At 36.0% G+C, this 26,702-nt stretch carries 25 protein-coding genes and 2 pseudogenes; 23 read left to right on the top strand and 4 right to left on the bottom strand.

Translation table 11 applies throughout. From position 1 onward, the window contains the following. Positions 1-252 precede the first annotated feature (252 nt). The 6 genes from serC (at position 253) to ACTND6_RS06115 (ending at position 7,799) form a co-directional block, all read left to right on the top strand. Positions 253-1,353: a 3-phosphoserine/phosphohydroxythreonine transaminase gene (serC, locus tag ACTND6_RS06140; protein ID WP_441022861.1), complete on the top strand. Its 1,101-nt coding sequence runs from the start codon at positions 253-255 to the stop codon at positions 1,351-1,353. Continuing rightward, positions 1,341-2,504 carry a phosphoglycerate dehydrogenase gene (locus ACTND6_RS06135; protein WP_441022859.1) on the top strand — a complete coding sequence of 388 codons (1,164 nt, stop codon included), beginning with the start codon at positions 1,341-1,343 and terminating at the stop codon, positions 2,502-2,504. Before serC ends, ACTND6_RS06135 begins: the two co-directional genes overlap by 13 nt. Positions 2,505-2,613: 109 nt before the next feature. Further along, complete coding sequence (locus ACTND6_RS06130; protein ID WP_178177045.1) at positions 2,614-4,122, top strand: radical SAM protein; 1,509 nt, start codon at positions 2,614-2,616, stop codon at positions 4,120-4,122. Positions 4,123-4,222: 100 nt separating this feature from the next. Beyond that, on the top strand, positions 4,223-4,552 hold the full coding sequence (locus ACTND6_RS06125; RefSeq protein WP_178177046.1) for a single-stranded DNA-binding protein: 330 nt from the start codon (positions 4,223-4,225) through the stop codon (positions 4,550-4,552). Further along, on the top strand, positions 4,546-7,104 hold the full coding sequence (locus tag ACTND6_RS06120; protein WP_441022856.1) for an MSCRAMM family protein: 2,559 nt from the start codon (positions 4,546-4,548) through the stop codon (positions 7,102-7,104). The genes ACTND6_RS06125 and ACTND6_RS06120 overlap by 7 nt, the downstream gene beginning before the upstream one ends. 35 nt (positions 7,105-7,139) lie before the next feature. Continuing rightward, entirely contained in the window at positions 7,140-7,799 is a 660-nt protein-coding gene (locus ACTND6_RS06115; protein WP_178177048.1) for a CpXC domain-containing protein, read from the top strand. Between the two features lie 43 nt (positions 7,800-7,842). On the opposite strand, the gene ACTND6_RS06110 is transcribed toward ACTND6_RS06115, so the two are convergent. Both ACTND6_RS06110 and ACTND6_RS06105 read right to left on the bottom strand, forming a co-directional pair. Next, entirely contained in the window at positions 7,843-9,885 is a 2,043-nt protein-coding gene (locus tag ACTND6_RS06110) for an LTA synthase family protein (protein ID WP_441022854.1), read from the bottom strand. A gap of 19 nt (positions 9,886-9,904) precedes the next feature. Continuing rightward, positions 9,905-10,876, bottom strand: a complete 972-nt coding sequence (locus ACTND6_RS06105) for a restriction endonuclease (protein WP_441022852.1) — start codon at positions 10,874-10,876, stop codon at positions 9,905-9,907. Between the two features lie 17 nt (positions 10,877-10,893). Between ACTND6_RS06105 and ACTND6_RS06100 the strand changes: the two genes are divergently transcribed. From ACTND6_RS06100 to ACTND6_RS06065, 8 genes and pseudogenes are all read left to right on the top strand, one after another. Further along, complete coding sequence (locus ACTND6_RS06100; RefSeq protein ID WP_441022850.1) at positions 10,894-11,307, top strand: TnpV protein; 414 nt, start codon at positions 10,894-10,896, stop codon at positions 11,305-11,307. Between the two features lie 148 nt (positions 11,308-11,455). Beyond that, on the top strand, positions 11,456-11,764 hold the full coding sequence (locus ACTND6_RS06095; RefSeq protein WP_441022848.1) for a hypothetical protein: 309 nt from the start codon (positions 11,456-11,458) through the stop codon (positions 11,762-11,764). A gap of 97 nt (positions 11,765-11,861) precedes the next feature. After that, positions 11,862-12,140, top strand: a complete 279-nt coding sequence (locus ACTND6_RS06090; RefSeq protein WP_441022846.1) for a hypothetical protein — start codon at positions 11,862-11,864, stop codon at positions 12,138-12,140. 209 nt (positions 12,141-12,349) lie between these two features. Further along, positions 12,350-13,906, top strand: a complete 1,557-nt coding sequence (locus ACTND6_RS06085) for an InlB B-repeat-containing protein (RefSeq protein ID WP_441022844.1) — start codon at positions 12,350-12,352, stop codon at positions 13,904-13,906. A gap of 203 nt (positions 13,907-14,109) precedes the next feature. Continuing rightward, positions 14,110-14,580, top strand: a complete 471-nt coding sequence (tnpA, locus tag ACTND6_RS06080; RefSeq protein ID WP_441022843.1) for an IS200/IS605 family transposase — start codon at positions 14,110-14,112, stop codon at positions 14,578-14,580. Positions 14,581-14,841: 261 nt separating this feature from the next. Next, positions 14,842-15,135: pseudogene (locus tag ACTND6_RS06075) on the top strand (recombinase family protein); the annotation flags it as partial. Next, on the top strand, positions 15,090-15,242 hold the full coding sequence (locus ACTND6_RS06070; RefSeq protein WP_441022841.1) for a recombinase family protein: 153 nt from the start codon (positions 15,090-15,092) through the stop codon (positions 15,240-15,242). The pseudogene ACTND6_RS06075 and the gene ACTND6_RS06070, both read left to right, overlap by 46 nt. A gap of 70 nt (positions 15,243-15,312) precedes the next feature. Continuing rightward, entirely contained in the window at positions 15,313-15,762 is a 450-nt protein-coding gene (locus ACTND6_RS06065) for a DUF4368 domain-containing protein (protein WP_441022839.1), read from the top strand. 156 nt (positions 15,763-15,918) lie between these two features. Here ACTND6_RS06065 and ACTND6_RS06060 read toward each other — a convergent pair whose 3' ends face one another. Further along, a complete protein-coding gene (locus ACTND6_RS06060; RefSeq protein WP_441022837.1) occupies positions 15,919-16,293 on the bottom strand; it encodes a hypothetical protein in 375 nt (124 codons plus the stop codon). A 178-nt stretch (positions 16,294-16,471) separates the two neighbouring features. On the opposite strand from ACTND6_RS06060, the gene ACTND6_RS06055 reads away from it, so the two are divergent. From ACTND6_RS06055 to ACTND6_RS06030, 6 genes are read left to right on the top strand one after another with little or no spacing between them, the layout of a single operon-like run. Next, positions 16,472-17,836: a WG repeat-containing protein gene (locus ACTND6_RS06055; protein WP_441022835.1), complete on the top strand. Its 1,365-nt coding sequence runs from the start codon at positions 16,472-16,474 to the stop codon at positions 17,834-17,836. A 5-nt stretch (positions 17,837-17,841) separates the two neighbouring features. After that, a complete protein-coding gene (locus ACTND6_RS06050; RefSeq protein ID WP_441022833.1) occupies positions 17,842-18,111 on the top strand; it encodes a hypothetical protein in 270 nt (89 codons plus the stop codon). An 18-nt stretch (positions 18,112-18,129) separates the two neighbouring features. Further along, positions 18,130-19,419: a glycosyltransferase gene (locus ACTND6_RS06045; RefSeq protein WP_441022831.1), complete on the top strand. Its 1,290-nt coding sequence runs from the start codon at positions 18,130-18,132 to the stop codon at positions 19,417-19,419. Then, positions 19,416-21,746 carry a glycoside hydrolase family 3 C-terminal domain-containing protein gene (locus ACTND6_RS06040; protein ID WP_441022829.1) on the top strand — a complete coding sequence of 777 codons (2,331 nt, stop codon included), beginning with the start codon at positions 19,416-19,418 and terminating at the stop codon, positions 21,744-21,746. Before ACTND6_RS06045 ends, ACTND6_RS06040 begins: the two co-directional genes overlap by 4 nt. A gap of 16 nt (positions 21,747-21,762) precedes the next feature. Next, positions 21,763-22,650 (top strand): CBS domain-containing protein, encoded by an 888-nt coding sequence (locus tag ACTND6_RS06035; protein ID WP_441022827.1) that lies wholly within the window; start codon positions 21,763-21,765, stop codon positions 22,648-22,650. Beyond that, on the top strand, positions 22,581-23,378 hold the full coding sequence (locus tag ACTND6_RS06030) for a DHHA2 domain-containing protein (protein WP_441022863.1): 798 nt from the start codon (positions 22,581-22,583) through the stop codon (positions 23,376-23,378). Before ACTND6_RS06035 ends, ACTND6_RS06030 begins: the two co-directional genes overlap by 70 nt. A 29-nt stretch (positions 23,379-23,407) precedes the next feature. Here the strand turns inward: ACTND6_RS06030 and ACTND6_RS06025 are convergent, their stop codons facing one another. Next, complete coding sequence (locus ACTND6_RS06025) at positions 23,408-24,484, bottom strand: 6-phosphofructokinase (protein WP_441022825.1); 1,077 nt, start codon at positions 24,482-24,484, stop codon at positions 23,408-23,410. 117 nt (positions 24,485-24,601) lie between these two features. Here ACTND6_RS06025 and ACTND6_RS06020 point away from each other — a divergent pair, with 117 nt between their 5' ends. From ACTND6_RS06020 to ACTND6_RS06010, 3 genes and pseudogenes are all read left to right on the top strand, one after another. Beyond that, positions 24,602-25,252, top strand: coding sequence for an HAD-IA family hydrolase (locus ACTND6_RS06020; RefSeq protein ID WP_320078941.1), 651 nt, complete (start codon positions 24,602-24,604; stop codon positions 25,250-25,252). 279 nt (positions 25,253-25,531) lie between these two features. After that, the gene (locus ACTND6_RS06015; RefSeq protein WP_178176225.1) at positions 25,532-25,855 is read left to right on the top strand and encodes a type II toxin-antitoxin system RelB/DinJ family antitoxin; all 324 of its coding nucleotides are present in this window, start codon (positions 25,532-25,534) and stop codon (positions 25,853-25,855) included. A gap of 160 nt (positions 25,856-26,015) precedes the next feature. Beyond that, a pseudogene (locus tag ACTND6_RS06010) lies at positions 26,016-26,432 on the top strand (Fic/DOC family protein); the annotation flags it as partial. Positions 26,433-26,702: the final 270 nt, after the last annotated feature.

The raw sequence follows: 26,702 nt of genomic DNA, 5'->3' as shown, positions 1-26,702 counted from the left end.
AGCCAAATATATTTTTAAATCTCATCCAATGACCCGCAGACAGATTACGAATGCTTTGAATGCTGCTTTTCCTATTTTTGCTCAATAGTGAATCTGATGGTTAATTATGTTTTTTTATACACATTCATCAATTCTATAGAAAACAGTTACATTTTTAATGAAAAAAAGATAGTGTTTCTTTCAGATAACTATGAAAATCAATGGACGAAAGCATAATATTTCATTAAAATAGTTCAAAACGGAGGGGATATTATGAAAAATGATCGAATCTTTAATTTCTCTGCAGGTCCAAGCATGCTTCCTGATGAAGTATTAGAAAGAGCTGGGAAAGAAATTCTGAACTATGAACATTCAGGAATGTCTGTTATGGAAATGAGTCATCGATCTAAAATGTTTCAACAGATCTTTGATCACACGAAATCACAATTCAAGAAATTGATGCATGTTCCAGATACACATGAAGTGTTATTTCTGCAAGGTGGTGCATCTACACAATTCTCCATGGTTCCTTTAAATCTGATTGGAAATACGGGAAAAGCAGATTATGCCTTGACTGGTAATTTCTCTACAATTGCGTATAAAGAAGCAAAAAAATATGGGGAAGCTAGATGTGCATATGATGGAAGCAGTCTTCAATTCTCGCATATTCCTTCTCAAGATGAATTATGTCTGCATTCTGATGCATCCTATTTCCATTACTGTGCGAATAATACAATTTATGGTACAGAATGGAATTATATTCCTGAAACAAATGGTGTTGTTCTTGTCAGTGACATGTCTTCAGATATCACAAGCCGTGTTGTGGATATTTCAAAGTATGGTCTGATTTATGCAGGCGCACAGAAAAACATGGCTCCTGCTGGTGTAACGGTTGTTATCATTCAAAAGGATCTCGTCATGAAGCCATTAGACTGTACGCCATTGATGCTGGATTATCAGACAATGATCCAGAAAGATTCTATGTATAATACACCTCCTTGCTGGTGTATTTATATGCTTGGCTTGACAATGGACTGGATGGAAAAACAAGGTGGCGTAGAAGCAATGGAACAGATCAAGCATCAAAAAGCACAATATCTTTATGATGTATTAGATCATTCTAAGCTGTATATTGCTCATGCGGATAAACAATCACGTTCTGATATGAATGTTACGTTTACAACAGGAAATGAGGAATTAGACAAAAAGTTTGTATTAGAAGCAAAAGATGCTGGTCTTGAAAATCTAAAAGGACATCGTTTAACAAATGGCATGCGTGCAAGTATCTATAATGCAATGCCAGTGGAAGGTGTGCAGAAACTGAGAGAATTTATGATACAGTTTGAAAAGGAGAATTTAACATGTACAAAGTAAAAACATTAAATAATATTTCCCCAAGCGCAAAAGAAGTTTTAAATGAAAATGAGTATGAAATGTCTGATACAGTTGCTGATCCAGATGCGTTGTTTGTAAGAGCGTCTGATCTGCATGATTATCCTTGGACAGATAACATCAAATGTATTGGCAGAGCTGGTATTGGCGTGAATACAATTCCATTAGAAGAATGTGCCAGCAAAGGAATTGTTGTATTTAATACACCTGGTGGAAATGCTAATGCGGTGAAAGAACAATTCTTATTTGGTATTACTGCAGCGAGCAGAAACCTGATTGGTGCAATCAACTGGGTCAATAGCTACCAAGGAGAACATGGACCAATTGAAGCATACATGGAAAAAATCAAGAAGCAGTTTGTTGGGCCGGAATTCTATGGAAAAACATTAGGTGTCGTTGGTACTGGCAATGTTGGTTCTTTAGTCGCAAATGTTGCTTTAGATCTAGGTATGAAAGTCTATGCGTATGATCCATATCTATCTGTAGATGCAGCGTGGAAAGTATCTAGAAGTGTATTCCGTGTTTCTTCTTTAAATGATTTATTCAAACATGTAGATTATTTGACATTGCATACGCCTTTAACAGATGAAACGCGTGGCATGATTGGAAAAGAACAGATTGCTATGATGAAAGATGGTGTAAGAATCATTAACTATGCACGTGGTGAAGTTGTTGATGAAGATGCGATGATTGAAGCATTGAACAGTGGCAAGGTGGCAAGATTTGTTGCGGATTTCCCAACAGAAAAAATGTGCAAGGCGCCAAATGCAGTATTGACACCGCATTTAGGTGGTACAACTTATGAAGCAGAAAGCAATTGTGCACGTATGGCCGCAGAAGAAATTGATGATTATTTGAAGAATGGCAATATCAAGAATTCTGTGAACCTTCCAAATGTAACGCTGGAAAGAAGCGGAATGAATCGTATCTGTCTGATTCATAAGAATATTCCTGGCATGTTGACAAATATCATGCCTGTTTTCTCTAAAGATGGGATCAATATTGAAAATATGACAAATAAATCAAGAGGTGAATTTGCGTATTCTGTATTTGATGTAAATAGTGAAGTGAATGAAAAGGCAGTCGAAGAATTAAAAAATTTGGATGGCATGATTCGTGTTAGAGTGCTCTAAGTATACAAAAACGTTGTTTTGTAAAAAAATGACGTTTTTTCATTTTTGTATATTTTTTTTCTTTCTTATAAGAAATAAAATGCAGGTATATTAGTTGAGGAGAGAGTATATGGGTATTTTAGAAAATGCAAAACACAGCGCTGAAAGAGCAGCAGTATCTGCTATGGCTGATCGTTTATTAAAGAAATTAAATGATGCAAATGATTATAGTGAAAGAACAGAAATTTATCTTGAAATCGTTGACCTTGCTGAAAAGTTCTATCCAGAAGCAAAGGATAAGATTGCTTCTGTCAGAGAATATGTATCTGATCCAAATCATAGATGGATGCGTATGATCAATCATATTATTGATGATGCTGATCCACACTATGCAAAGATGATGTTATTGAATCTTGGATATGAATCTTTCTTCAGAGGAACAAAGACGATTCGTGAAAATAGAAAGAAGTATAACTGTAATATTCCTTGGTTGATCTTATTTGATCCAACAATGGCATGTAATATGCACTGTGTTGGATGCTGGTCTGGAACATATGGAAGAAAATCTTCCTTGACATATGAACAGATGGATAAGATCGTTACAGAAGGCAAGGAATTAGGTGCACATCTATACATGCTGACTGGTGGTGAACCAATGGTAAGAAAACAGGATGTTTTGAAACTTTGTGAAAAACATAATGACTGTTTCTTTGTTGCTTATTCGAATTCCACATTGATTGATGAAGAATTATGTCAGAAAATCCAGAAACTTGGTAACCTTTCATTCATGCTTTCCATTGAAGGTACACCAGATACAAATGATATGAGACGTGGTGCAGGTCATTACAATGCTGTTATGAATGCTATGGATTTATTAAAGAAGTATGGAATTGTATTTGGTACATCTATCTGTTATACAAAGGCAAATGTGGAAGCAGTTACTTCTGATGAATTCTTCCATATGTTAAGTGAAAAGGGTGCACATTATGGCTTCTACTTCCACTTTATGCCAGTTGGAAACAATGCTGTACCTGAATTGATGCCAACAGTAGAGCAGAGAAAATACATGATCAACCGTATTCGTGAAATCCGTACAGAAGACAGTGACATTGAATTCTTCCCAATGGATTTCCAGAATGATGGTGAATTTGTAGGCGGCTGTATTGCGGGTGGTAGAAACTACTTCCATATCAATTCAAATGGTGATGCAGAACCATGCGTATTTATTCACTTCTCTAACTGCAATATTAAAGACCACTCTATTCTGGAAATGCTGCAATCTCCATTATTTATGGCATACCATGAAGGACAGCCATTTAACCGTAATCACTTGAGACCATGTCCAATGCTTGAAAATCCTGATCTGCTGGTAGAAATGGTTCACAAGACAGGCGCATACCAGACAAACGAAGAGTCTCCAGAAGAAGTTGAACATCTTTGTGGAAAGGCGAAGGATTATGCTGAAAAGTGGGCTCCAGTTGCGGATGAAATCTGGGCTTCTCAAACACATAAGCGTCCTTCCTATGAAAACTACACAAAGGAAAAGAGAGAACATCCAGAACTAGCCGCATTTGAACACGCAGATGGTTCTAATCACATTGATACAGATATCAATGCAAAAGAGCAGGCAAATCAATAATTTCTATGAAAAGTACACATAATATTTGTGTACTTTTTTTTGGAACTTTGAAAAATCTTGTGAATATTAATAGTAGAGGCACTAAGCCAAGGAGGATATTATGCAAGATTTAAATGAAGTTAGAATTACAGGAACGATTTTTAATGAACCAAAGTATGTCAAAACACAGACCAATGGCCTGCTAAGCCGCTTTACCGTTGCAGTGCATCGTAAAGATCCATCAAAGTCGGTAGATTTTCTGAGTGTCATTGCCTGGGATGACGTTGCTGAATTTATTCAGGAGCATTTTGCGGATCAAAGTCGTATTTCTTTTGTGGGAACTGTTCAGTATCAGAAGTACAAAGCTGCAGATGGAACGGATAAGAGAATTTATCGTATCGTTGCACAGAATGTAGTGGATCCTAGTGAAATGGGTGAAGAGGCATGTTGAAATGGCTGTTATTGTCACTTTCTTTTACCTCATTGTTTACTTTTCCTTCATTGAGTAAAAAGGAATATACGTATGCATTTGATACTGCTGTAGAAGGAATGAAGTATGGCTTGTATGAAGATGCGGAATGTGAAAAACCATTGCAGGATGAAAATGGTGATGTATGCATTACATTTGAAGAGAAGTCCGTCAATCTTTCACTGCCGCAGGAAAAAGTGTATGCAAAGCAGATTAAAACAGTACAGGGTTATTATCTTGATCCAACAGTATATGCAGTGGAGAAAAGGAATACATTTCCATGCTTTCCGATTCATGTAGTGTATACATCTGATGTTATAGATACAACATATGTATTAAAAGATGACAAGAATACTGTGCTTTTGGAGTGGAATGCTGAAGAAAGCGGTGAGATTGCATATGATTTTGAAATTCAACACACATATACGATACAGGAGAAGCAGCCTGCTTCTTATCAACATATGAAACCTGTCTCTTTTGAAATTCAAAGTGAACCTGTGAAAGAACCTATGATGATTGTATGTAAGCATGAAGCATATGGCATATTGCATGTGCAGGCAAAAGATCAGGAAGAGAATGCAGTAGAAGAAGTTACGTATGCATTGTATGAAGAAGCAACATGTGAAAATCAGGTAAAAGATATACGTGAAAATCTATGTGAAGCTTTCATCAGACAAGATGAAGTATTTTCGTGGGAATTAAAAGAAGGTACATATTATTTAAAGCAGATTGATATTTCTGAGCAGTATTATCGCCAGAATCGTGTTGTAGAAATCAATGTAAAAGAAAATGAAACGATGAATCTAGTTGTACATGAAAAAAGAGTGATTGCTGACGTGATTTTAAGAAATAAGGAAACGGAAGCAGATATTGATGGTGCTGTGTATTGTGAACAGCTGCAGAAAGAAATATGTTCGAATACAAAAGTATATCTATCTAGAAATACATCTTATGATTTTAGAGATGAAATGCATCCAGATGGATTTTATCCATGTACATCATTCCAGTATCAAACGAGTGAGTTTGAAAAAAAAGAACAGATCATTGCATATTTTCAGCCGTTTACAGTATCTATCTCACTCGTCAATGAAGATACGTCTAAAGTACTTTCGAGTGGTACATATGCAATTCTTAATGAGAATCAACAGGAAGTGATGCGTTTTTCATTAGAAGGTGCTTCTTTTGTCAGTTCTTCTTTGCATGATGGAATTTGTTATACGTTGCGTGAAATAACTTCTGAGAAAGGATATCTCTCATTGCAGGATAAACAAATATTGATTCCTTCTAGTGGAAACAGTTCTTTGAATGAATTTACATATGCAAAAACACCATATACGAATTTAACTTTGCAGCTGTTAGATGGAAAACAGAAAGTAAACGGGAAATATACATTGTATACAGATGCAGCATGTCAAAATATCTGTAAAGATATTTATGGAAATTGTGTTGAAAATGTTGAGCAGACAAGTATTCGGAATGGAACATATTATGCTTTGTTGAATGATGTAGATACCCATTACTATTTGATGAATGAATGCAAAAAGATAGTTTGTGATCAAGGAAATCAACTCTTTACAATGAATATGGAACATACAGGAATTCATGTTGAAGTGAAAGATTCTCATGGCAGGAAAGATGATGTTGTACTGGAATTGTTAGATGCTTCTAGAAATGTATTGTCAACATTTCTATCACAGGAAGTTGAAACAATCTATCCATATCTAGAAAGAAATCATTCGTATGCAATTCGTATCAAACACATCGATGGTTTATATACATATGATAAGAAACCTGTCTTTTTTACAATACCATCATATAAAGAAGCAATGGATCTTGTATTGGAATGTGAAGCATATGTAAATTTAAAAATACTCTCAGATGGCTTGTTTGCTTTATATGAAGATCCATACTGTACATATCTTTCTAAAGATATCTATGGAAACTACACAAAGAAAGATACAAATAAAGAATGGTTTTTAAGAGAAGGAACATATTATTTAAAACAGCTGCAGGCACCTTACGGATTTTATGTTGATGAAATGGTTCAGAAAATAGTAGCAGGCAGTGAAGAATCTTTGATACAAAGAAGTGTGGAAATGCATCCTATTTCATTTGAAATTACATATGTGAATGAAAATGGTGAAAAGCTGAGCGGTGCAATCTATTCAGTTCTAGATCAGGATGGAAATGAAATCGGAATCATCAACGATAATCAGCATGTATTTACTTCCGATGTATTGTACCCAGGAATGACATTTCGTTTACATGAAGTAAGCAGTCCATCTGGATATGTTTCTCATGAGACGGATATTGTATATACAGTACCTGAGTCTTATCCCGAACAGATTCCATGTATTCAATTCCGCTACGCAAAAATAACAGAAGCAAAAGCACCTGTCATCAAAGAAATAAAGGAAATAATTCCGAAAGATTCGAGCACGTTTCCATATGCAGTTGTCATTATTGGAATTACTGGTGTATTTGCTTTTATCGGAATTGTGATTCGTCGAATCCAGAAAGCAAAACAAAAATAAGATTTGTGTTAGAATGGTACAGCGAGGTTTGAGTTATGAAAGATATGAATATTTATACAGTCAATGTGAGATGTCCTTCCTGTGGGAAACAAAGTCCATTTGAATTGCATACATTAATGGATCCCATCAAAGATCCACAGGCAACTAGAAAACTATTGTCTTCTGAATACTTTACACATGTATGTCCACATTGTCATCAGGTGCAGCCACTTTCATATTCCTGTATGTACCATGATGGTACAAAGAAGCTGTTAGTGGCATATGGAGATAATGAAAAAGACTACAATGACATGAAGGCTTCATTGACTTCAAAAAAGAAAGATACAAAGCTGGATGAAGTATTAACAAACTGGCTGGAAAACTGTGATGTCAGACTTGTGAAAGATGTATTTTCTTTACAGGAAAAAGTATTGCTTTCACATTTGAATCTGGATGATAAGATCATTGAAATTGCACGTTTTCTAAAGATGCAGGAATTAAAAGCATCCTTTCCAGAGATGCTGGATCTGTATTTCAATACAGATGGTGATGATTATGTATTTTTAGTTGTAGAAGAAAATGGAATTCGTGAAAAAGTTCCATTTACAAAAGAAGAATATGAAAGCATCCAGAAAGAATATCAGAATAAAATCATTTCTGATCAGTCAATAGAAATTGATTTAGACTGGGCAAAATCAATCGTAGAGGGAAGATAAACTTCTCTCTTTTTTCATATGAAAAACCCACCATATTGGCGGGTCAGCTAGATTCATTTTCTTTCTTTTCAGGCAGATAGAATAATGAATGAATGCGATTGACTTCATCAATGACGTTATTATAGCTTGCCTGACTGTAGTAATTTAACAATTGTCTGTATTGAGTATCATCATTATATTTAAAGTAATTGCCATCCCAGTCTCTACATCCCATCATCGTAACAACAGGTACTTTTGTATATAAAGTATTTAAATATTTCTGATACTCTGTCAATGGATTGTTTGCGACTTGTTGTAGAAGGACAGAAAGATAATTGACGGAAATTTCATCAATCCATCCTTCAGGAATATCATAGTTTGCCCATAACACAAACCTTGTGATATAGCGTTTCTGTTGTTCTTCGTCTGTCAATTCGGATAGTTTTTTACCCATAACCTCTTCATAGAATGTATCTTCAATATATGGCTGATGATCTCCATACATAAGAATGATCGTAGGTTCTTTGACTTGATTGAAGTAAGATACAAGATTACTGAATGCATCATCTGTTTCTTTGATCAAAGAAAGATATTGTTCTGTTTCAGGATATGTACCTTTCATGTTGGCAAGCTTTACCTGTGGATACCACAAACCTGTATCCTGATCATAGGAACTATGGTTCTGCATCGTTACATTAAACAAGAAGAATGGTTTTGTTGTATCACGGTTCTCATATAATTCTTCTACATGCTGGAAATCACTTTCATCGGATACAAATAATCTGAGTTTTTCAAAATCTGTATAATCTCCATATCCTGTATAGGAAGAAAATCCCATATTCTGATATACATTGATACGATTCCAGTTTTCCTTATAGTATGGATGAAAAGCAGAAGCAGTATATCCTTCACTTTGCAAAGAAGAAACAAGGGAAGGTAATGGATTATTTACATATAATTGATATGCATTTGACCCAATTGGCAAGAATGCCATGGAATTACCTGTTAAAAATTCATATTCTGTATTACTTGTACCTGTACCAATTGTTGATACATAGCTATATCCACTGATGCAGTTTTCACTGTCTTTTAGACTGTTAATGAATGGCATATAGTCAACTGTTGTATCAAAACCACCAATGACACTTAAATCAGAGAAACTTTCATTCATGATAGTGATGATATTTGGATTTGTAACTGTGGAAGCTGTTGAATCAACTTCTTTGTTTTTATTTTTTAATGCAGTTTCTAGTATTGTTGGTGCATCCTCTTCAGTAGAAGACTTGATGCTTTTTTCTAAGGTTGATGGATTATAATCTTCTGGTTGAGACAAATGAATGTATTTTGTATTGACTAGAAATTCAGCAATGGCACCTTTTGCTTCATATCCTCTTGTCTGATTGAAGAAATCAGGCGTTGCCTGGAATGTTTCTGCGACAATATCTGTGAAATAGAAGATGGAGAAGACAAGGGAGAAAATAATTGCACAAACGCTTCTTACGATACGATATGTTTTTGTTTTCGTATTTTTGATACAGACAGAAGTTGCCTTGATCAGAAAGACAACGATTGTGAATGAAACAATGACTTCTTTCGTGATATTGAATGAAAATGCATCCGATACATTTGCGGCAGTTGTAATCGCACTTAAATCCCAGGGCAATAGTGGAGACCCTTTATAGAGTTTGACATAGTAATTTGCGATACCAAACACTTCCAGCAGGATAGAAATTGAAATAATAGAACATTTTGTACTTCCACTTGCGGCATAGATCAACAGATACAATAGAAATGCGATGAAATAGTTCATACATACGTTTCCAAACATATCAATGTCCCATAACATGTTTCCATTTAACATTTCTACCGCAATGATCATGAGAAGTGGTGCGAGCAAGAAAATGGCTGCTGTGGTGTATTTATTTTTCTTTTCCTTTAGGAAAGGAAAGAAAAGAATTCCAGCTAGTAATAATATTTCTGTACCTATCCACACATATGGATATTCTACATTGAGTAAGAATATTGATTTATGCATGAATGCGTAGATCAACAGGATACATGTAATCATAATAGAAGTGATTTGAGAAAAATATTTTTTAATTGACATATGGGAAATATTATATATCTTAATTTTGTGGATTTCTTGATTTTCCTACAGTTAAATAAAATGATTTTGGACTTTTTTGTGAAAATGTATATGTTTCCTGACTGTTTGTATAGTTTGCATATTGGCGAAATGTGTATTCGAGTAATGCGAAGTCCTCAGAAATATCTTTTGTTGTCTTAAAAAGATATGTGATATTTCCATTCTTGATTTCGTAGGAATCAAACGTGATTGTCTGCTGGATTTCTTCTGCGAGTGTTTTAGCAATTTCTTTTCCTTTTTGGTTTGTATCTTCGTGAAAGGAACTTTCCATTTCTTCTTTGAGCGCAGCTTCATAGATCTTGTTTTTCTTTCGTAGTAGAAGGATGACTTTGATATCTAAAATGAACTGAAATAAAAATAAGTTGATGTGTAAAACATTGAAAAACACTGGATTTTGAAAAGAATAAAAGAAGGATAGCAGTACACAACAAAAAGAAAGAAAACATCCACAACATAAGCAGATATCACTTTTATTTGAAAACATCGCAAGCAAAGAGGAAAGAATCATAAATACCGAAGCAAGGATCGTTTCGTCTGTGTAGTGTAGTGTTGTACTTTGATAAACAAGCAAACTGCACCCAATACCACATAGTGTTATCATCCACACTAGAAAAACAATTGTAAGAAAAGAAGTCTGTTTTACACATACAGAATCAATCAATATGACATCTGTTTCTTCTGCTAAAGCAATTGCACTTTTTGTGAATGTCTGGTTAGTGATAACACCACAACAATCACAATTATAGAAAGCTGCACCGCTAAAAGCCTGCTGAACAGCATCATTTCCAACAGGAGATTCATAGTATTTACACTGAAATCCATAACGTTTCTGCTTCTTGCTTGCTAAGATATCAATACCTTGATCATTACTTGCCTTTGTTACACGTACATGATGAAATCCGTGTTTCTTTAGCCACTCTGCACAGTATTGTTCGTACTCATAACCATTCATATCGCAAGTATTATACAATGATTCGTAGTGCTTTCAAAAAGAAGAAAACAGTTCTAAGGGAGAAGTACATCTACAACGAGAAGAACGGATTTTGGTATGAGATGCAAGGGGACTATGATCTGCCCTGCCTGAAACTGCCGGAGGAAGGCGAAGTACATATCGGCATCTGGGGACAACGACATCGTAGGTATCTGAAAAACCACCACAGGGTGCGTTACATCAATCTGCTAACTAGCGACAAACTGAACAGTTATCCTGCTGACATTGAACGGCAGGCAGAAGCAATGTTTTCTCGGCTGGTAAAACAACTTGCCGAAAAAAAAGTAACGGAAACACTCAAAGCGGAAAATCAAATGTTGTGGGTGAAGAGTATGAACAATATTCGCAGTACTGCTATGGTGATTATTTCAAATGATTTGATCTACGCATAACAAATATTTACTGAAAGGCTGCTGTCAAGCGACGACGACTTTTCTTTTTTTGGAAAGTAATCAAGAAGTCATAAAGTCGGGAGTATAGTCGAAGTGGTTAAAGCGCGTCGTTGATGTAATAAAGTCAATCGCAACGAAAATAGCAAGAATGGCAAAAGTGCTGTTCCTGCTATTTTTATGCTTATATCATTTTGATGAAAGAAATTGGATATATGAACACTTATGGATATGTCCAATCAGTAGTCGGAAACAGAATGAGAACCAACAACTAATCGCATTAAAAGAAGTTAGATTAACAGGAAAAGTAATTTTTCTGGACAAACAATCTGTCAAGGACTTTAACAGACCACATGCAAAAGTCAATATAGTGGTGTTAGATATGCCGTTGCTAGATACCCAACGAGGCAAAGATCTTATGGGAACCTTCTTAAGCGCAAAATCTAAAATAAGAATGTAGGAAATATACAAAATAAAATTGTATGAAAACCTACATTCTTATTTTGTATTTTCAGAAGAGGATTGAATTGTTATCATCTGCCATGGAGGTGATAACAATGAATGATCACATTTTAAATATGCTTAAGGCTGATTTAACAGTTCTAGATAAATTAGAAATCAAGCCGAATTTTGCAGATCTTGCCAGAAAATACAAGATGGATTACAGAACAGTCAAAAAATACTATGAAGGCTATAAAGGCAAGCCTAAAAACAGAAACTGCAGAAGCAAATTGGATTCCGATGCTTCTGTCAATGAAGAAAAGCTTTCTATCGGAAGAGTTTCTCACAAGGGAGTATACAGAATGCTTCTTTCCAAATACGGAGAAAAGAAGTGAAATTTTGTCTTAGAATAATTGTGTTTTCCCTTGTAAATCCTGAATTTTGGTGTATATTAAGGAAGATTAAAAAGTATATCGTTGTAATATGAATCTTCATAAAAATTTGCAAAGGTACACTTTATCAAAATTCAAAAGGAGGGAATGGACTTGGCTCTTATGAAGAATTGGGAGCGTGTGTCCGAAGTACAATGAAAAGAAAAACGAAAATGAAATGGATTCTCTCGTGTTTGCTGGCGTTGGCGTTGGCGCCTTCAATCACACCGAGCGTATTTGCGGAGGAAACTATCTACGTGGATGCGATAAATGGTAATGATACGCAGGTGGGAGTCGGTACAGCCGACAAACCTTATAAGACGGTAGCTGCGGCTGTGGCTGCTGCACAAAATCACGCTACCATCCAACTGAGTGAAGGCAACTACACACTGTACGGTGTTTCCAGCGAGGGACACACCAAGGGAAAAGACCTGACATTTGTAGGTAAGGGAACTGATAAAACAGGCTGGAATATCGGCGCGGAAGTTCCCGACCCGGCGAATTTCGGCACGGAGTACAACGGCGATTACAGCTTTGACAGCGCGGGAACGATCACGTTCCAGAACATGACGCTCCGTTCCGGAAGCGCAGATTATCTGGGCTTTATCCGTGCGAATAACACGGTTGTTGAGAACTGCACGATCAACGGGAAGACCTTCTACTGGGGTTATCAGTCTGCAACATTCAGAAACACCACATTCAACTGCCCATCTGGAGATTACGCCATCTGGACATACAGCTCTCCTGTGATGACTTTCGATAACTGCACGTTTAATTCCTCTGGCAAGGTTATCAATGTTTACACGGATTATGGTGCAGGAAAGAAGGATATCACAGTAAATTTCAACGGTTGTACAGTCAATAATTCCGATTCGTCTTTGAAACCAGTGCTGAACATCAATGACAGCAATATGGGAGATTATAAGTATGTCATCAATATTTCCGGCGACAATGTTGTAAAAGGGGTTGATGTGGATAAGGATACCTGCTCCCGACTTTTCGGCTTCGGTGGAAAAGCTATCACAAATAACAAAGGCAAAACCGTTGTCAAATTCGGTAACACCATCGTTTGGCAGAATGGGCAAATGGTCGATGCCAAGGCATACCATAACGAGGGCGTCACGGCAGATGGCGTTACCTATGATAACGACGTTGCCGGATCAAACGACAGCCTGTATGCAGAGGGCTACAAGGATAATGCGTTTGATATTACGACAAGTGAATGGACTACGAATGCTGATGGCAGGGTAAGCCGTACTGTAACAAAAACGTGTAGGTATTGTGGATATCACGATGATTTCACGGAATTTCAAGGTAAGTTAACTTATGATGCAAATGGCGGTGAAGGAGCAATAGATTCAGCAACTGGTGTGGCAGGAGAAAGTGTGACCGTTGCAGAAAATGGTTTTACCCGCAACGACTACACATTTACCGGCTGGAATACACAGGCAGATGGAAAAGGTACTGCTTACAAACCAGGCGATAGTTTTACATTGACTGAAACAGATACCGTGCTTTATGCTCAGTGGAGCAAGAATGCGCCAGCACAGGTCAACGTTTCTAATGACGCCAACGGTGGAACTGGTACAAACGGAACAGCGAAACCAACTGATTCTCCGAAAACCGGTGACAATAGCAACCTTGCCTTATGGTTTGTTCTGCTGCTTGTCAGTGGCGGCGCAGCCATTGGCACAACAGTTGTAAGCAGAAAGAAAAAGTACAACAGATAATTGAATAGTGTTCCCTTGCTCCATCTTCCGAGCGAGACAAAAGCGTCGTAGCAATACGACGCTTTTTTGGCTAAAAAACCCCAAGATAGTCTTGGAGTCAGGTAATGCTTTAGTAAAGAGATAATGAAAAGTAAATCCTTCTTGCGCATAATTTCGTGTGTGGTCTGCAAACTACAAACGAGAAAACAAAAGGAGGATTTATAATGTCAAAATATACTAATGACTTACACAGTCTATCACACACGAAATGGAATTGTAAGTATCATGTGGTGTTTGCACCGAAGTATAGAAGAAAAGCATTTTATGACGCAAGAAGGATTGAAGTAGGAAAAATACTTCGAGATTTGTGTGAGTGGAAAGGTGTAACAATCATAGAAGCAGAAGTATGTATAGATCATGTGCATATGCTGCTGGAAATACCACCTAAAATGAGTGTTTCATCTTTTATGGGTTATCTGAAAGGAAAAAGCAGTCAGATAATATATGAAAGATGGGCAAATGCAAGATTCAAATACAGGAATCGAGAATTCTGGTGTCGAGGCTATTATGTGGATACAGTAGGAAAAAACACGAAAAAGATACAGGAATATATTCAGAATCAGCTGAAGGAGGATCAAATAGCCGAGCAGCTAGAACTGGAGATAGAAGATCCGTTTACGGGAAATAAAAAATAAATGTACGCCGCAGACCACATTAGCGCTGTAAGGCGTAACTTTGAGAGCAGGGCTATGCCCGAAACTGAAAAACCACCGGCCGGGCCGGTGGATATTTATTACCCGAAAGAAAACGCCCAGAATCGCCTCGAAACCATACAGCGGGGTTAGGTTTTGCGTTTCGGGAGCAAATCGCAATAGGCAGCGATAAGGTGCGTAGGGTAATGCAAAGCAAGGGGATGTCGGGCAAACCGCTTACTACCAAATCCGCCTTTTGGGTATATGAAAAATCCCAAAAGCAAAGACGAATGGATTGTTGAAGAGTCTGCCGCAAAGGTGGTAAGACAAATCTTTGGGATGCGTGTTTCAGTCTTAAGACCGACGCAGATAGCTAAACGACTCCGTTCTGAAAAAGTGCTTACGCCTACAGAATATTGGAACAGTATCGGAAGAAAATGCAGTAAGCTGGCCACCGTCACGTATAATTGGTGTGTGGCAACAGTTGCAGGTATTCTTGATAAACAAGAGTATTGCGGCGATACCATCAACTTCCGTACCACAAGCAAGTCTTTCATGCTCCAAAAGCATTTGGAAAGACCAAGGAGGATTGGCAGATATTTGAAAACACCCACCCTGCAATCATTGACCGTGAAACTTTTGAGTTGGTACAGGAATTAAGATAACACCGTCGCAGACCGACAAAAAGTGGAATCGTGAGTATGTTTTCTGGAATGCTCTACTGTGTGAATTGCGGTGAAAGCTGTATTACAGCGTGACAGACAACTACAAGCGGGAACAAGTCTATTTCTTTTGCTCCGCTTACCGAAAAACTCTAATGTGTGCTCTGCACACTATATCCGGGAAAAAATAGTGGAGCTGCTTGCACTTGAGAGTATGCAGAGGATATTATGGTATGTGCAGAGTTACGAAAAGTTATTCGCACAAAGGCAGTTGGCGGAATTTGGCGAGATGCAAAAGAAAGAGCTTGCTGAAAACGCAAAAATCAAAACCGAAGGCTTACAGCGGTTTATTGACAAAGCGAAGCAGGTTAGGCGCCTTGAGGCTCTCACGTCCGAACTGGTACACGAATTTATTGAGAAAATCGATGTATCCGCACCCGAATACAAAGGTGGCAAGCGTTATCAGAAAGTAGCAATTCACTACAATGGCGTTGGAATCATCCGTGAACCTGTTATGAAATGAAAGAATACTTCCAAGAGCCATCAGCAAAAAACCTTCCTTGAAGGCATAAACGGCATAGCCATTGGCTACACCGCTTAAACGCAACTATTATTAAACTTAAAATACAAAAGACTCATTTTTCTTTTAGAGCTGTTTTTCACTTGAATTAAACGAGTTCTAGTTTTTTTTAGATAAATTGTATATAGTTAATGAAGGATCATACAGAAACTTCTTTTTGCTTACAGCGATTCTATCTTCAAAATCTCCTGATGTAAAATGAATGACACCATCACCTAATACTTCATAGCTTCCTTCTCCATTTTCATTTGTACCTGGATCAAAATATTGATATGTATCATCCATTATTTCCAATTGAAATGGTCCTTCTTCACTTTGCAACTGTTGTTCAGTGCAGCTTCCTTTGCAGGAGGTATTCATGACATAAGAGTTACATTTTCCTAGTAGAAATCCAATGAACAATGCGAGTACGAAACAAGTAGAAATAATAATTTTCTTTTTCGTATTTTCTCTCAACTTTCTCTTAAAAATCATTTACAGGGATACAATTGTAGTACTGCAATACTGAAAAGCAATTTTAAGAAAACTTTAATGAAGATTTTTCTATTCACAATATAACATATTGATAAGAAGTATGATATGAATATTTAGTTTTTCATGGACTGAGCGTCCACCCCTTGAAATGATAAGAAGAATGGTAGAAAATTTACGTATGAAAAAAACAGTGTTGATTGGACTGAATGTCGTAGCTTGTTTACTTTGTGGATGTAGCAGTAAGCAAGAAATTTCAAAAGAAAATACATCGTTAACAAATGCAAATACATGGCATGTATTACCAGATATAGATGCTTCTAGAATCAAAGAACTTACACCGTTTTCTTATGATGAACTACATCAGAATGGGAGTAATGCATTATTGATTTCAAATCAGACAGGATATTTAAATACATCGATGCATACAGGCTATACAGACAATGCAGTTGTTCTGGAAAAAGATGGTGTACAAAGTATTTATGACTATGATGGAAATTTAATCTATACAGTGAATGAAAATGTATCCAATACATATCATGAAGATGGAATAATGGCTGGATATGCAAGAACATCTAGTGAAAATAACTATTTTTCAACAGTGTATGGAATGCGTATTCCTAAGAAAAAAGCAGTTGTATTCCATGGTGATTTTGCTTCTATTTCTGAAATGAATGAAAATGATTTTATTGCATATCCATATGATGGAAATCAACAGTTTGGTGATATCGCAATTAAAAATAAAGAATTAGGCATTGTATCACATATTAAAAATAAGAATGGTGAAGATACAGATGGATACAAATTTGAAAAGTATAACAGAAAGATTCATTCTGATCTGTTTTTAGCAAATACCGTTAACAGTGCAAATGTAATTGAACAGAAAGTCATTATGAATCGACATGGAAAAGTGTTATGTAAAGTTGACTATGAAGTACTCCATAGAGAAAGTGGTATCTTTGTCAATGGATATTTAGCTGTATATCAAAAGGATGCTTCTGATAAAATTGGCTTATTTGATGCAAACCATGGAAAACTGATTACTGAATTGAAATATCAAGACGTTGGATATTTTAGTGATGGATATTGTCCTGTGATGAATGCAGATGGTAAATGGGCTTATATCAATGAAAAAGGGGAGGAAGTGACTGATTTTATGTTTGATGATGCTTCGAACCTGTATGAAGGTAAAGCATTTATCATCAAAGATCAAAAAGCAGGCATCTTGAATTTAAAAGATGCTGCTTCTAAAAAGAAACTAGATGTATCGATCTTTCAGGAAACTGTCAGTGATGCACCTGTAGCTAGAAAAGAAACAAGTGATACACAAGAAAGCAAAGATACGATTGGTACTGTAACAATCAATATTGATTCTTTAAACATACGAACAGATGCAGGTACTTCTCAACCAGCAAATGGTACCGCAACAAAAAACGAAACATATGAAGTATTTGAGAAGAAAGATGCAGATGGATATACATGGTACCGCATTGGTGAAAAGCAATGGATTGCGGGAAATAGTGAATGGGTGACATATAAGGAGTGAAAAATATGATTTTAGTTTTGATGATGATAATTGGTGTTATTGTGGGATTTCTTTTTACAACATTTTATTTTGAATATAACAACAGTGAAGTAAAGACAGCAGCATTGTATGGAAAGATTTTCCTTGTCGTTGTTGCGGGTGGTGCAGCAGCTGTGTATTGTTTTACAAGAAGCTTATCGTATATGGTTTCTTTCGGTATTGGTATTGGTGCAGGCGTTTCTCCATTTCTAACTTCTAAAAAAGAAGAAACAGAGCAGGAAGAAACAAAAGAGTAACATTCTTAGAGGCATAGTATGACAAAAGTAAGTGTGATTGTTCCTGTATATAATGCAGAAAAAGCAATTGAAAGATGTATTCGCAGTATCCTGGATCAGGAATATCAGGATATTGAATGTATTGCGGTTGATGATGGTTCAAAAGATGCATCTGGTGAAATTCTGGATCGTCTAGCTGAAAGTGACAGTCGATTAAAGGTCATTCATAAAGAGAATGGTGGTGTATCAAAAGCTAGAAATACAGCATTGGATGTTGTGAGTGGTGAATATGTACAGTTTTTAGATGCTGATGACTGGATTCCTACGGATTCTACAAAGCTTCTGCTGCGTGCAATGGAAGAAAATGAAGCGGATCTTGCAATTGGCTATTTTTATCGTGTTGTTGGTGAAAATGTTGCCATTCAGGGAAGTATTGATACAACAAAAGCTTTAACTTTACAGGAATATGCACAGTTTATGATGATGTCTCCTGCAGATTTTTATTATGGTGTTCTATGGAATAAGCTGTATCGTGCAGATATTTTAAAGAAATTTCACTTAAGAATGCAGGAAAACTGCAAATTCGCAGAAGATTTTATTTTTAATCTTGAATATTATCTGCATACACGTAAGATCATTCCTTTAAAAGCACCTGTGTATTATTATGTGAAAACAGAAGGTTCTCTAGTATCTCAGGCAATGTCGATATCAAAGATTTATCAGATGAAAACGACTGTTTTTGCATACTACAACCAGTTCTATAAGAATATCCTTGATGAGAAACAGTACCGGAAAGATCGTTTATTGATTGCGGCATTCTTGATTGATGGTGCAAAAGATGGTTCTGCAATTGGTGTTTTGCCAGGTGTGAAAAAACTTGGTCAGGAAAGAATCCAGGCAAAATATACAAGTGAAAAAGATTCTATGCTTGCATTTGCATATTATGTAAATAAAGCGTTTGAACAGAAATTGAATACAATTGCGATTCAAAATGAGATGAATCTGAATGATATAAAAGTTTTAGCTGCTTTGGTAAATGCAGGTCATGATAATACAATTGATGACATTTCTGACTATACGGGCATTTCTTCATTAAATGTTTCTATTATTATTACAAAGCTCAATATGAAGGGGATTGTGACAATGGAAGCTAGAGAAGGAAGAGCGCATGTTTCTCTTGCAGATACTGCCCATCCAATCTATGAACAGATTAGAGAAGCGTTAAATGATCTGGAAGATATTATCTTTGCAGATATTTCAGAAGAAGATAATCAGAAATTCAATGCATTGATATTAAAGATGATTCAAAATATGAGAAAGATTGTATGAAATCATTGTCTATACAAGAGGAAGCACGTTTATTTCAGGGAAAAGATAAATGGCATACAAATCATATTCCAAATATTGATTTTAAAGAAATCACAATGCATGATGGACCAAATGGATTACGCATTGAGGTCAATGATACGTTAGGCTTTCCTCTTTCAAAACCAGCGATTGCATATCCAACTGCAGCTTTAATGGGCTGTAGTTTTGATCGTTCATTACTGGAAGAATATGGAGAAATCTTAGCAGAAGAATGTATATCGACAGGTACAGATATTCTTCTAGGGCCAGGTGTCAATCATAAACGTTCTCCTTCAGGAGGCAGAAATTTTGAGTATTTTTCAGAAGATCCACTGCTTTCTGGAGAACTTGCAGGCGCATATATCAATGGTGTACAGAAGCATGGTATTGGATGTTCTTTAAAGCATTTTGCATCAAACAATAGAGAATATGGAAGAATGGTCAGTGACAGTGTGGTGGATGAAAGAACACTGCATGAAATCTATTTAAAACAGTTCAAGATTGCGATTGAGGCTTCTCATCCATATACAATCATGAATGCCTATAACAAATTGAATGGTATCCATTGTACAGAACATCAATCATTAATGGAGGAAGCAAGACAATGGGGTTTTGATGGTGTATTTGTTTCTGACTGGGGTGCAGTGTATGATCCTGTTGCTTCATTGAAAGCTGGTTTGAATCTAGAAATGCCAGGCGGCAATATTGGTGCAGATCACTTGATCATGAATGCAATTGCAAAAGGAATATTGAAAGAATCAACATTGCATCGTTCTAGTGAATATATAAGACTGCTTGCTTTGCGATGTGGCAACTACACAAAACAGCCATTTGACCGCAATCAACATCTTGCATTCGCCAAAAAAGCTGCTGAAGAATCGATTGTATTATTAAAAAATGAAGAACAGATTCTGCCACTCAAAAAGGAAGAACGTATTTTAGTTGTTGGTGGATTTGCAAAATATCCAAGAGCTTTAGGAAATGGCAGTTCTTCTGTTAATTCAGATATTATTGATAATCTGTATTCTTCATTGAAGAAGTGTTCTTCCAATATTTCTTATGTGGATGGATATTCTATCAAGAAGGATGAAATTGATGAGAGAAAAGAATCTCTTGCATTAGAAAAAGCAAAAGAAAATGATAAAGTGATATTTGTGATGGGTTTGATGGAAGGAAAAGAATCAGAAGGGTATGACCGAAAGAATTTATGTCTTCCTGAAAATCAGATTGCTTTATTAAACAAGCTGGTTTCTATCAATCAGGAGATTGTTGTGGTACTACAGAGTGGTTCCGTTGTGCTGCTTCCATTTGAAAAGAATGTTAAAGGAATTGTTTTAACATATCTTGCCGGAGCAAGAAGTGGAAGTGCTACGGCTTCCATCTTATATGGGAAAACATGTCCAAGTGGAAAACTGGCTGAAACGTGGCCGAAAAGAGAAGAAGATGTACCATCGTATCTGTGGTTTAACAATGATCTTTATGAAACCCAATATAGAGAATGTATTTTTACAGGATATCGCTACTATGATTCCTTTCATGTGAAACCACAATATCCTTTTGGCTATGGGTTGAGCTATACATCTTTTCAATATCGTTCAATGTTCATTGAAAAAGAAAAAGATCATTTATGTATCCATGTAACAATAAAAAATACAGGTGAAGTAGAAGGAAAAGAAATCATTCAGATCTATGCATCTCTTCCATCCAGCCAGATTGTACGCTGTGATCATGAACTCATTGATTTTATAAAAGTATCACTGCAGCCAGATGAAGAAAAAGAAATCATCCTGCATACGCCTTTAAAGAATCTTGAATATTATGATGTGAAGCAAAAGAAATATGTATTAGAAGATGGTTTGTATGTGATTTCGTGTGGTAGATGTATTGATCATTTATCATTGAAGCAGGAAGTTTATCTTGCTGGAACAATGCAGCCATATTCTACAATGCTGAAGGAGATGTTTTATCTCAAAGATGGTATTTTACATGTAGATGATGCATCGTATAAAACAATCTTAAATCATGCTTTGCCCAAAGCACATCAGACATACCCTTTTACTCCAGATACGACCATTGCTGAATTGCAGCAGAAGAAGCTCGGAAAAGTTATCTATGGTATCGCAAAAAAAGCTGCAGATCGTGGATTTGTAGAAGGTATGGATGCTTCGATGCTGGATGAAACATGTTTGAGACAGATGCTATGGTTATCTGGAATGAACTGGAATACAGTTGCATTTGCAATTTCTTATATGAATGAACATCATTTTGATGTTTTAAAGAAATTATTCAATAGTATAGAAAAGAAATAATACTAGGAGAATGCTCATGGATAAGATTTATATTTGTGGACACAGACACCCAGATACAGATTCTATTGTATCTTCTATTGCGTATGCATATTTGAAACGGAAGCTTGGTTACAATGCCATTGCCTGTCGACTATCAGAGTGTAATAGTGAAACAAATTATTTATTAAATCGTTTTGGTTTTGATGCACCTGTATTACTTGAGGATGCACGTGTAAAACTGAGTGATCTTTCCTTGAAGCATCCAATTTGTGTCAATCCAGCAGCGACAATCTTTGAAACACTTCAATTAATGAAAGCACATGAACAGCCATTTGTATGCGTTGTAGATGCAAATCATCATGTCGCAGGTATTATTACAAGAAATGATCTGGCAGATGTTGGATTAGGGGATACTGCTTTTGGAATTGATTTGTTGAAAAAAGTGAATTTAGAAAATCTTTCTAAAACAATTGATGGAAAGATTATTTATGAAGATGAAAAGATGCATCTGAATGGAAAAGTCAGTATTGTTGCTTTTTCAAAGCATGAAATATCTAATTATGAAGTGAGTGATCGTATTGTTATTATTGGAGATGATGCACAATCACAAAAGGCACTGATTGAAAAAGGTGCGGGAATGTTGATTGTTGTATGGGCAGATACAATTGAAGATAGCGTGATAGATACTGCGAAAAAATATCATTGTCCAATTATTTTGAGTGGAATTGGTGCGATGAATACTTCTCGTTATTTATTCTTTGCACCTGAAATTTCTTATGTCATGAAGCAAAATGTAATGTGCTTTTCAGAAGATGAATTCTTAGAAGATGTTGCAAAACGAATGAGTCGTAAAAGATATCGTGCATATCCTGTTGTAAATGCTTCAAAAGAACTTGTTGCCTGTATTTTAAAAGACCATGGATGATATATCAGAATAAATCTTTGATTTTAGTGGATCATAACGAATTTTCTCAATCCGTACCTGCAATAGAAAAAGCAGAAGTACTAGAAGTTGTTGATCATCATCGTATCTATGATTTCTATTCAAAAAAACCAATTATGTTTCGTAATGAAATCGTTGGCAGTACTGCAACTATCATCACAGGTCTATATATCGAAAATCAAGTGGACATTCCCAAAAACATCGCTGGTTTATTATTAGGTGCAATGATTTCAGATACATTAAATTTTCAATCTCCTACAACAACAGAAAAAGATTTTCGAATGGCGGAGTACTTAGAAAAAGTATCTGGCTTGAATGTTGATGAACTTGCATATTCCATTCTGTTTATGAATGCAAATCATGAAGCAAAATCTGTTTCAGAATATCTGAAAGATGATATGAAATCATTTGAACTGGAAGGATATCAGGTTATTATTGCACAGGTTGTGATCCCATCTTGTGCATGGATGGAAAGCATTCATGAATCTATTGAAGATGAATTGAAGAAATATGTTGTGGATAAAAGCTGTGATCTTGTCTGTCTTGTATTTACAAGTGTTGCGGATCATGGTTCCTATTTCTATTTTGAAGGGAAAATAGCAAACTGGTTGAAAAAAGATTTTCCATCTCACACATTCATAGAAAAACTGATTTCTAGAAAAAAACAAATCGTACCATTGATAACAGAAATCATTCAAAGAAATGTATAACATAAAAAGGAGCAGTGCTCCTTTTTGAGTTAATCTCCAAATGAGATACCTAATGATTTTGCTTCTTTAATGATGTTTGCGTTCGGATCAACTGTTTTTAGTTTTCCAGCAACTTCTTTCAAAGGAACTGCGACCATTTCTCTATCCTTGTATCCAACCATGACACCATATTTCTTCTTTAATACATACATACCAGCGACTGCACCTACTCTGGATGCAAATACACGGTCATATGGATCAGGAGCACCACCACGCTGTACGTGACCTGGGACTGTGACTCTTACTTCTCTGCCTGTTTTTGTTTTGATGAGTTCTGCGAGTTCATAAGAAGGAGAAGGGAATGGAAAATTCATGAGTTTTTTCTTGTATTCTTTTTTGCTTAATGCAGCATCTTCTTTAGAAATTGCACCTTCTGCCATCGCAATGATTGTAAAACGTTTTCCTTGTTTATCTCTTTCTTCAATGACTTCAATGACTTTATTGATATCATATGGAATTTCAGGCAACAGAATAATATCTGCTCCTCCCGCAATACCAGCATTGAGTGGAAGCCATCCAACTTTATGACCCATGATTTCAACAATAAATACACGTCCATGAGAGTTAGCTGTTGTATGAATTTCGTCAATACATCTCGTTGCAATATCTACTGCAGACTGGAAACCAAATGTCATATCTGTTCCCCATGTATCATTATCAATTGTCTTAGGTAGTGTGATGACATTTAAACCTTCTTCACTTAATAGATTCGCTGTTTTTGTAGAACCATTTCCACCAAGCATAACTAAGCAGTTTAACTGCAGCTTATGATATGTTTCTTTCATTGCGGCAACTTTATCAAGACCATTGGCATCTGGTTCGTGAATCTGTTTGAATGGAACTCTAGACGTTCCAAGAATCGTACCCCCAACTGTTAAAATATTAGAGAAATCATCATCGTTGAGAAGCCTGAATTTTCCATACATTAGCCCTTTGTAACCATCTTCAAAACCATAGAATTCAACAGGTTCTTTCGCATTATTTGTAACAGCTTTATAGACACCGCGCATCGTTGCATTTAATGCCTGACAATCTCCACCACTTGTAAGCATTCCTACTCTAAGCATAATTGTGTGCTCCTTTTCTAACATTCATATAATTATTCTATTACTTACTAATCTTGCAAACAAGACAAGGAAAAGTAAAATTATGGTAAGATTAAAACATTAAGGAGACAGGATGATATGTTGAAAGGTGCGATTTTCGATCACGATGGTTTGATGTTTGATACAGAAAAAGTATGGCAGGCAAACTGGAAAAAAGAAGCAGATAAACTAGGAATTGAATTGCCAGAAGAATTTAAAAAGGAAATTTGTGGCTCCAGTGGACAACACATGCTGGATATTATTCAGAAATATTATCATGTAGAAGATGGTTCTGATATTAGAGCGCGTGTTAGACAAGGTGTTGCGGATGATGAGAAGAAACATCTAGATATGAAAGAAGGTCTTTTGGATATTTTAGATATGTTTCAAAAGCATGGTGTGAAGATGGCAGTTGCTTCTTCCAGCGGAAAAGAAATGATTGAAACGAATCTAAAGAATGCACACGTTGAACAGTATTTTGATGCGGTTGTGAGTGGACAGGAAGTTGAACATGGTAAACCTGCACCAGATATTTTCTTGCTTGCTGCAGAACGTATTGGTGTTCCAATTGAAGACTGTTATGTATTTGAAGATGCCTTCAATGGTGTGAATGCAGGTGTTTCTTCCGGTGCTAGAACAATCATGGTTCCGGATCTAGTTCAGCCAACAGATGAGATTAGAGAAATGGTAGCTGCAGTTTGTACGACATTAAAAGAAGCTAGTATCAAAATTGAAAATGATGAAATCTAAGGTCACTGTAAAGTGATCTTTTTGATACAAAAAATTTAGTTGTCTCTGGTGAAACAACAAAATTTAACTTGAAAGCAATTAATGTTAAACTGTTAAATAATCTACATTCTTATTTTAGATTTTGCATCATAAAAGTAATAAGATGTCTTATGGTGGTGTCGAAGTATCTTTGGATGAAACTGTTATTGCAGCAATGCTTTTTTGTCTTTTTGAAAATGACAATAATTGATGATGTATTGACAATGTCATATGATAAATACACAAAAGAGAGGTTCTTTTATGGAAAATATGGGAATTGTTCAAGCGAGAACACCTGAGAGTGTAAAAGAAAACGCAACAAACATTTTAGAAAAACTTGGTCTTAATATGTCTACGTATATCAATATGGCACTGAATCAGTTGATCATACAGGAAGGAATCCCTTTTTCAGTTAAGCTGACAAAGTCATCATATACGGATGAAGAAAAAGTAAATGAAGTAGCCGCAACTTTAAAGATGGAAGGTCTAAAGTTGAGTGACAGTGATTTTAGCATGCTGCAGGAGATTAAGAACGGTAAGATGAGTATTGATGAAGCACGAGCTAAAATTTTAAGCGAGCTATAATATGTCGGATACAAAATATTGTTATCCTGATTCAGATGTACTAGTCAATAAGCTTGATATAAGAGATCCTAATAAGCTTCAAATATTTGAACGGAAGCTGACAATGCTTAGATTATTGGAATTGATTGATAAACCAATAGAATGAAAATTTGATCTCAAACATTTGCAGGCTATTCATGCTTATATTTTTCAAGATGTGTACGATTGGGCAGGAAAAATAAGAACAGTAGACATTGCGAAAGGGAATACGTTTTGTAATGTCAGATTTATTTCGAGCCAGGCTGATGCAATTTTTTCGAAACTTAAGGAAGAATATTATTTAGCAGGACTGGAAGAGTATATGTTCACTAAACGGTTAGCGTATTATTTCTCTGAAATCAATGCGCTGCATCCGTTTAGAGAAGGAAATGGACACAGTCAAAGAGAATTTATTCGTTCTCTAGCATTGAAAAATGGGTATTTAATCTATTTTGAAAAAGCATCAAAAGAAGAAATGTTAATAGCCAGCAAAAAATCTTTTATGTGTGACTATGAAGACATGGAAAAGATTATGGCAAAATGCATCAAGAAAAAGTAAAGATGAATACAAAAACTTTGCAGGCAGTAGCTTCTACTGTTATGGGATTGAAATGATTTGTGCAATAAAAGGATCGGCTAATCTACAACCACACGATTGTATGTTAGCCGATAAAATTTTTGAAGAAAATATTCTAATTCGATTATGTTTTTTGATGACGCTGAACTGAAAAGTTAAATTCCACTTTCGTATACACAGAATAGAATTTACTATTTCACCAACTTCCAGTTGATTTTACTCTTTCAGAATGTTTTATTTTTCTCAGCTGGA

This window comes from Bulleidia sp. HCP3S3_C9, from assembly GCF_052064035.1.
Lineage (GTDB): Bacteria > Bacillota_I > Bacilli_A > Erysipelotrichales > Erysipelotrichaceae > Bulleidia.
Note: the sequence above shows the minus strand (reverse complement) of the source record. Positions and strands in the feature narration are given on the sequence as shown.

Excerpts from the sequence above, each read along its gene's own strand:
- serC (WP_441022861.1), top strand. The coding sequence starts at position 253 with ATGAAAAATGATCGAATCTTTAATTTCTCTGCAGGTCCAAGCATGCTT.
- ACTND6_RS06135 (WP_441022859.1), top strand. The coding sequence starts at position 1,341 with ATGTACAAAGTAAAAACATTAAATAATATTTCCCCAAGCGCAAAAGAA.
- ACTND6_RS06130 (WP_178177045.1), top strand. The coding sequence starts at position 2,614 with ATGGGTATTTTAGAAAATGCAAAACACAGCGCTGAAAGAGCAGCAGTA.
- ACTND6_RS06125 (WP_178177046.1), top strand. The coding sequence starts at position 4,223 with ATGCAAGATTTAAATGAAGTTAGAATTACAGGAACGATTTTTAATGAA.
- ACTND6_RS06120 (WP_441022856.1), top strand. The coding sequence starts at position 4,546 with ATGTTGAAATGGCTGTTATTGTCACTTTCTTTTACCTCATTGTTTACT.
- ACTND6_RS06115 (WP_178177048.1), top strand. The coding sequence starts at position 7,140 with ATGAAAGATATGAATATTTATACAGTCAATGTGAGATGTCCTTCCTGT.
- ACTND6_RS06110 (WP_441022854.1), bottom strand. The coding sequence starts at position 9,885 with ATGTCAATTAAAAAATATTTTTCTCAAATCACTTCTATTATGATTACA.
- ACTND6_RS06105 (WP_441022852.1), bottom strand. The coding sequence starts at position 10,876 with ATGAATGGTTATGAGTACGAACAATACTGTGCAGAGTGGCTAAAGAAA.
- ACTND6_RS06100 (WP_441022850.1), top strand. The coding sequence starts at position 10,894 with ATGATTCGTAGTGCTTTCAAAAAGAAGAAAACAGTTCTAAGGGAGAAG.
- ACTND6_RS06095 (WP_441022848.1), top strand. The coding sequence starts at position 11,456 with ATGGCAAAAGTGCTGTTCCTGCTATTTTTATGCTTATATCATTTTGAT.
- ACTND6_RS06090 (WP_441022846.1), top strand. The coding sequence starts at position 11,862 with ATGAATGATCACATTTTAAATATGCTTAAGGCTGATTTAACAGTTCTA.
- ACTND6_RS06085 (WP_441022844.1), top strand. The coding sequence starts at position 12,350 with ATGAAATGGATTCTCTCGTGTTTGCTGGCGTTGGCGTTGGCGCCTTCA.
- tnpA (WP_441022843.1), top strand. The coding sequence starts at position 14,110 with ATGTCAAAATATACTAATGACTTACACAGTCTATCACACACGAAATGG.
- ACTND6_RS06060 (WP_441022837.1), bottom strand. The coding sequence starts at position 16,293 with ATGATTTTTAAGAGAAAGTTGAGAGAAAATACGAAAAAGAAAATTATT.
- ACTND6_RS06055 (WP_441022835.1), top strand. The coding sequence starts at position 16,472 with ATGAAAAAAACAGTGTTGATTGGACTGAATGTCGTAGCTTGTTTACTT.
- ACTND6_RS06050 (WP_441022833.1), top strand. The coding sequence starts at position 17,842 with ATGATTTTAGTTTTGATGATGATAATTGGTGTTATTGTGGGATTTCTT.
- ACTND6_RS06045 (WP_441022831.1), top strand. The coding sequence starts at position 18,130 with ATGACAAAAGTAAGTGTGATTGTTCCTGTATATAATGCAGAAAAAGCA.
- ACTND6_RS06040 (WP_441022829.1), top strand. The coding sequence starts at position 19,416 with ATGAAATCATTGTCTATACAAGAGGAAGCACGTTTATTTCAGGGAAAA.
- ACTND6_RS06035 (WP_441022827.1), top strand. The coding sequence starts at position 21,763 with ATGGATAAGATTTATATTTGTGGACACAGACACCCAGATACAGATTCT.
- ACTND6_RS06025 (WP_441022825.1), bottom strand. The coding sequence starts at position 24,484 with ATGCTTAGAGTAGGAATGCTTACAAGTGGTGGAGATTGTCAGGCATTA.
- ACTND6_RS06020 (WP_320078941.1), top strand. The coding sequence starts at position 24,602 with ATGTTGAAAGGTGCGATTTTCGATCACGATGGTTTGATGTTTGATACA.
- ACTND6_RS06015 (WP_178176225.1), top strand. The coding sequence starts at position 25,532 with ATGGAAAATATGGGAATTGTTCAAGCGAGAACACCTGAGAGTGTAAAA.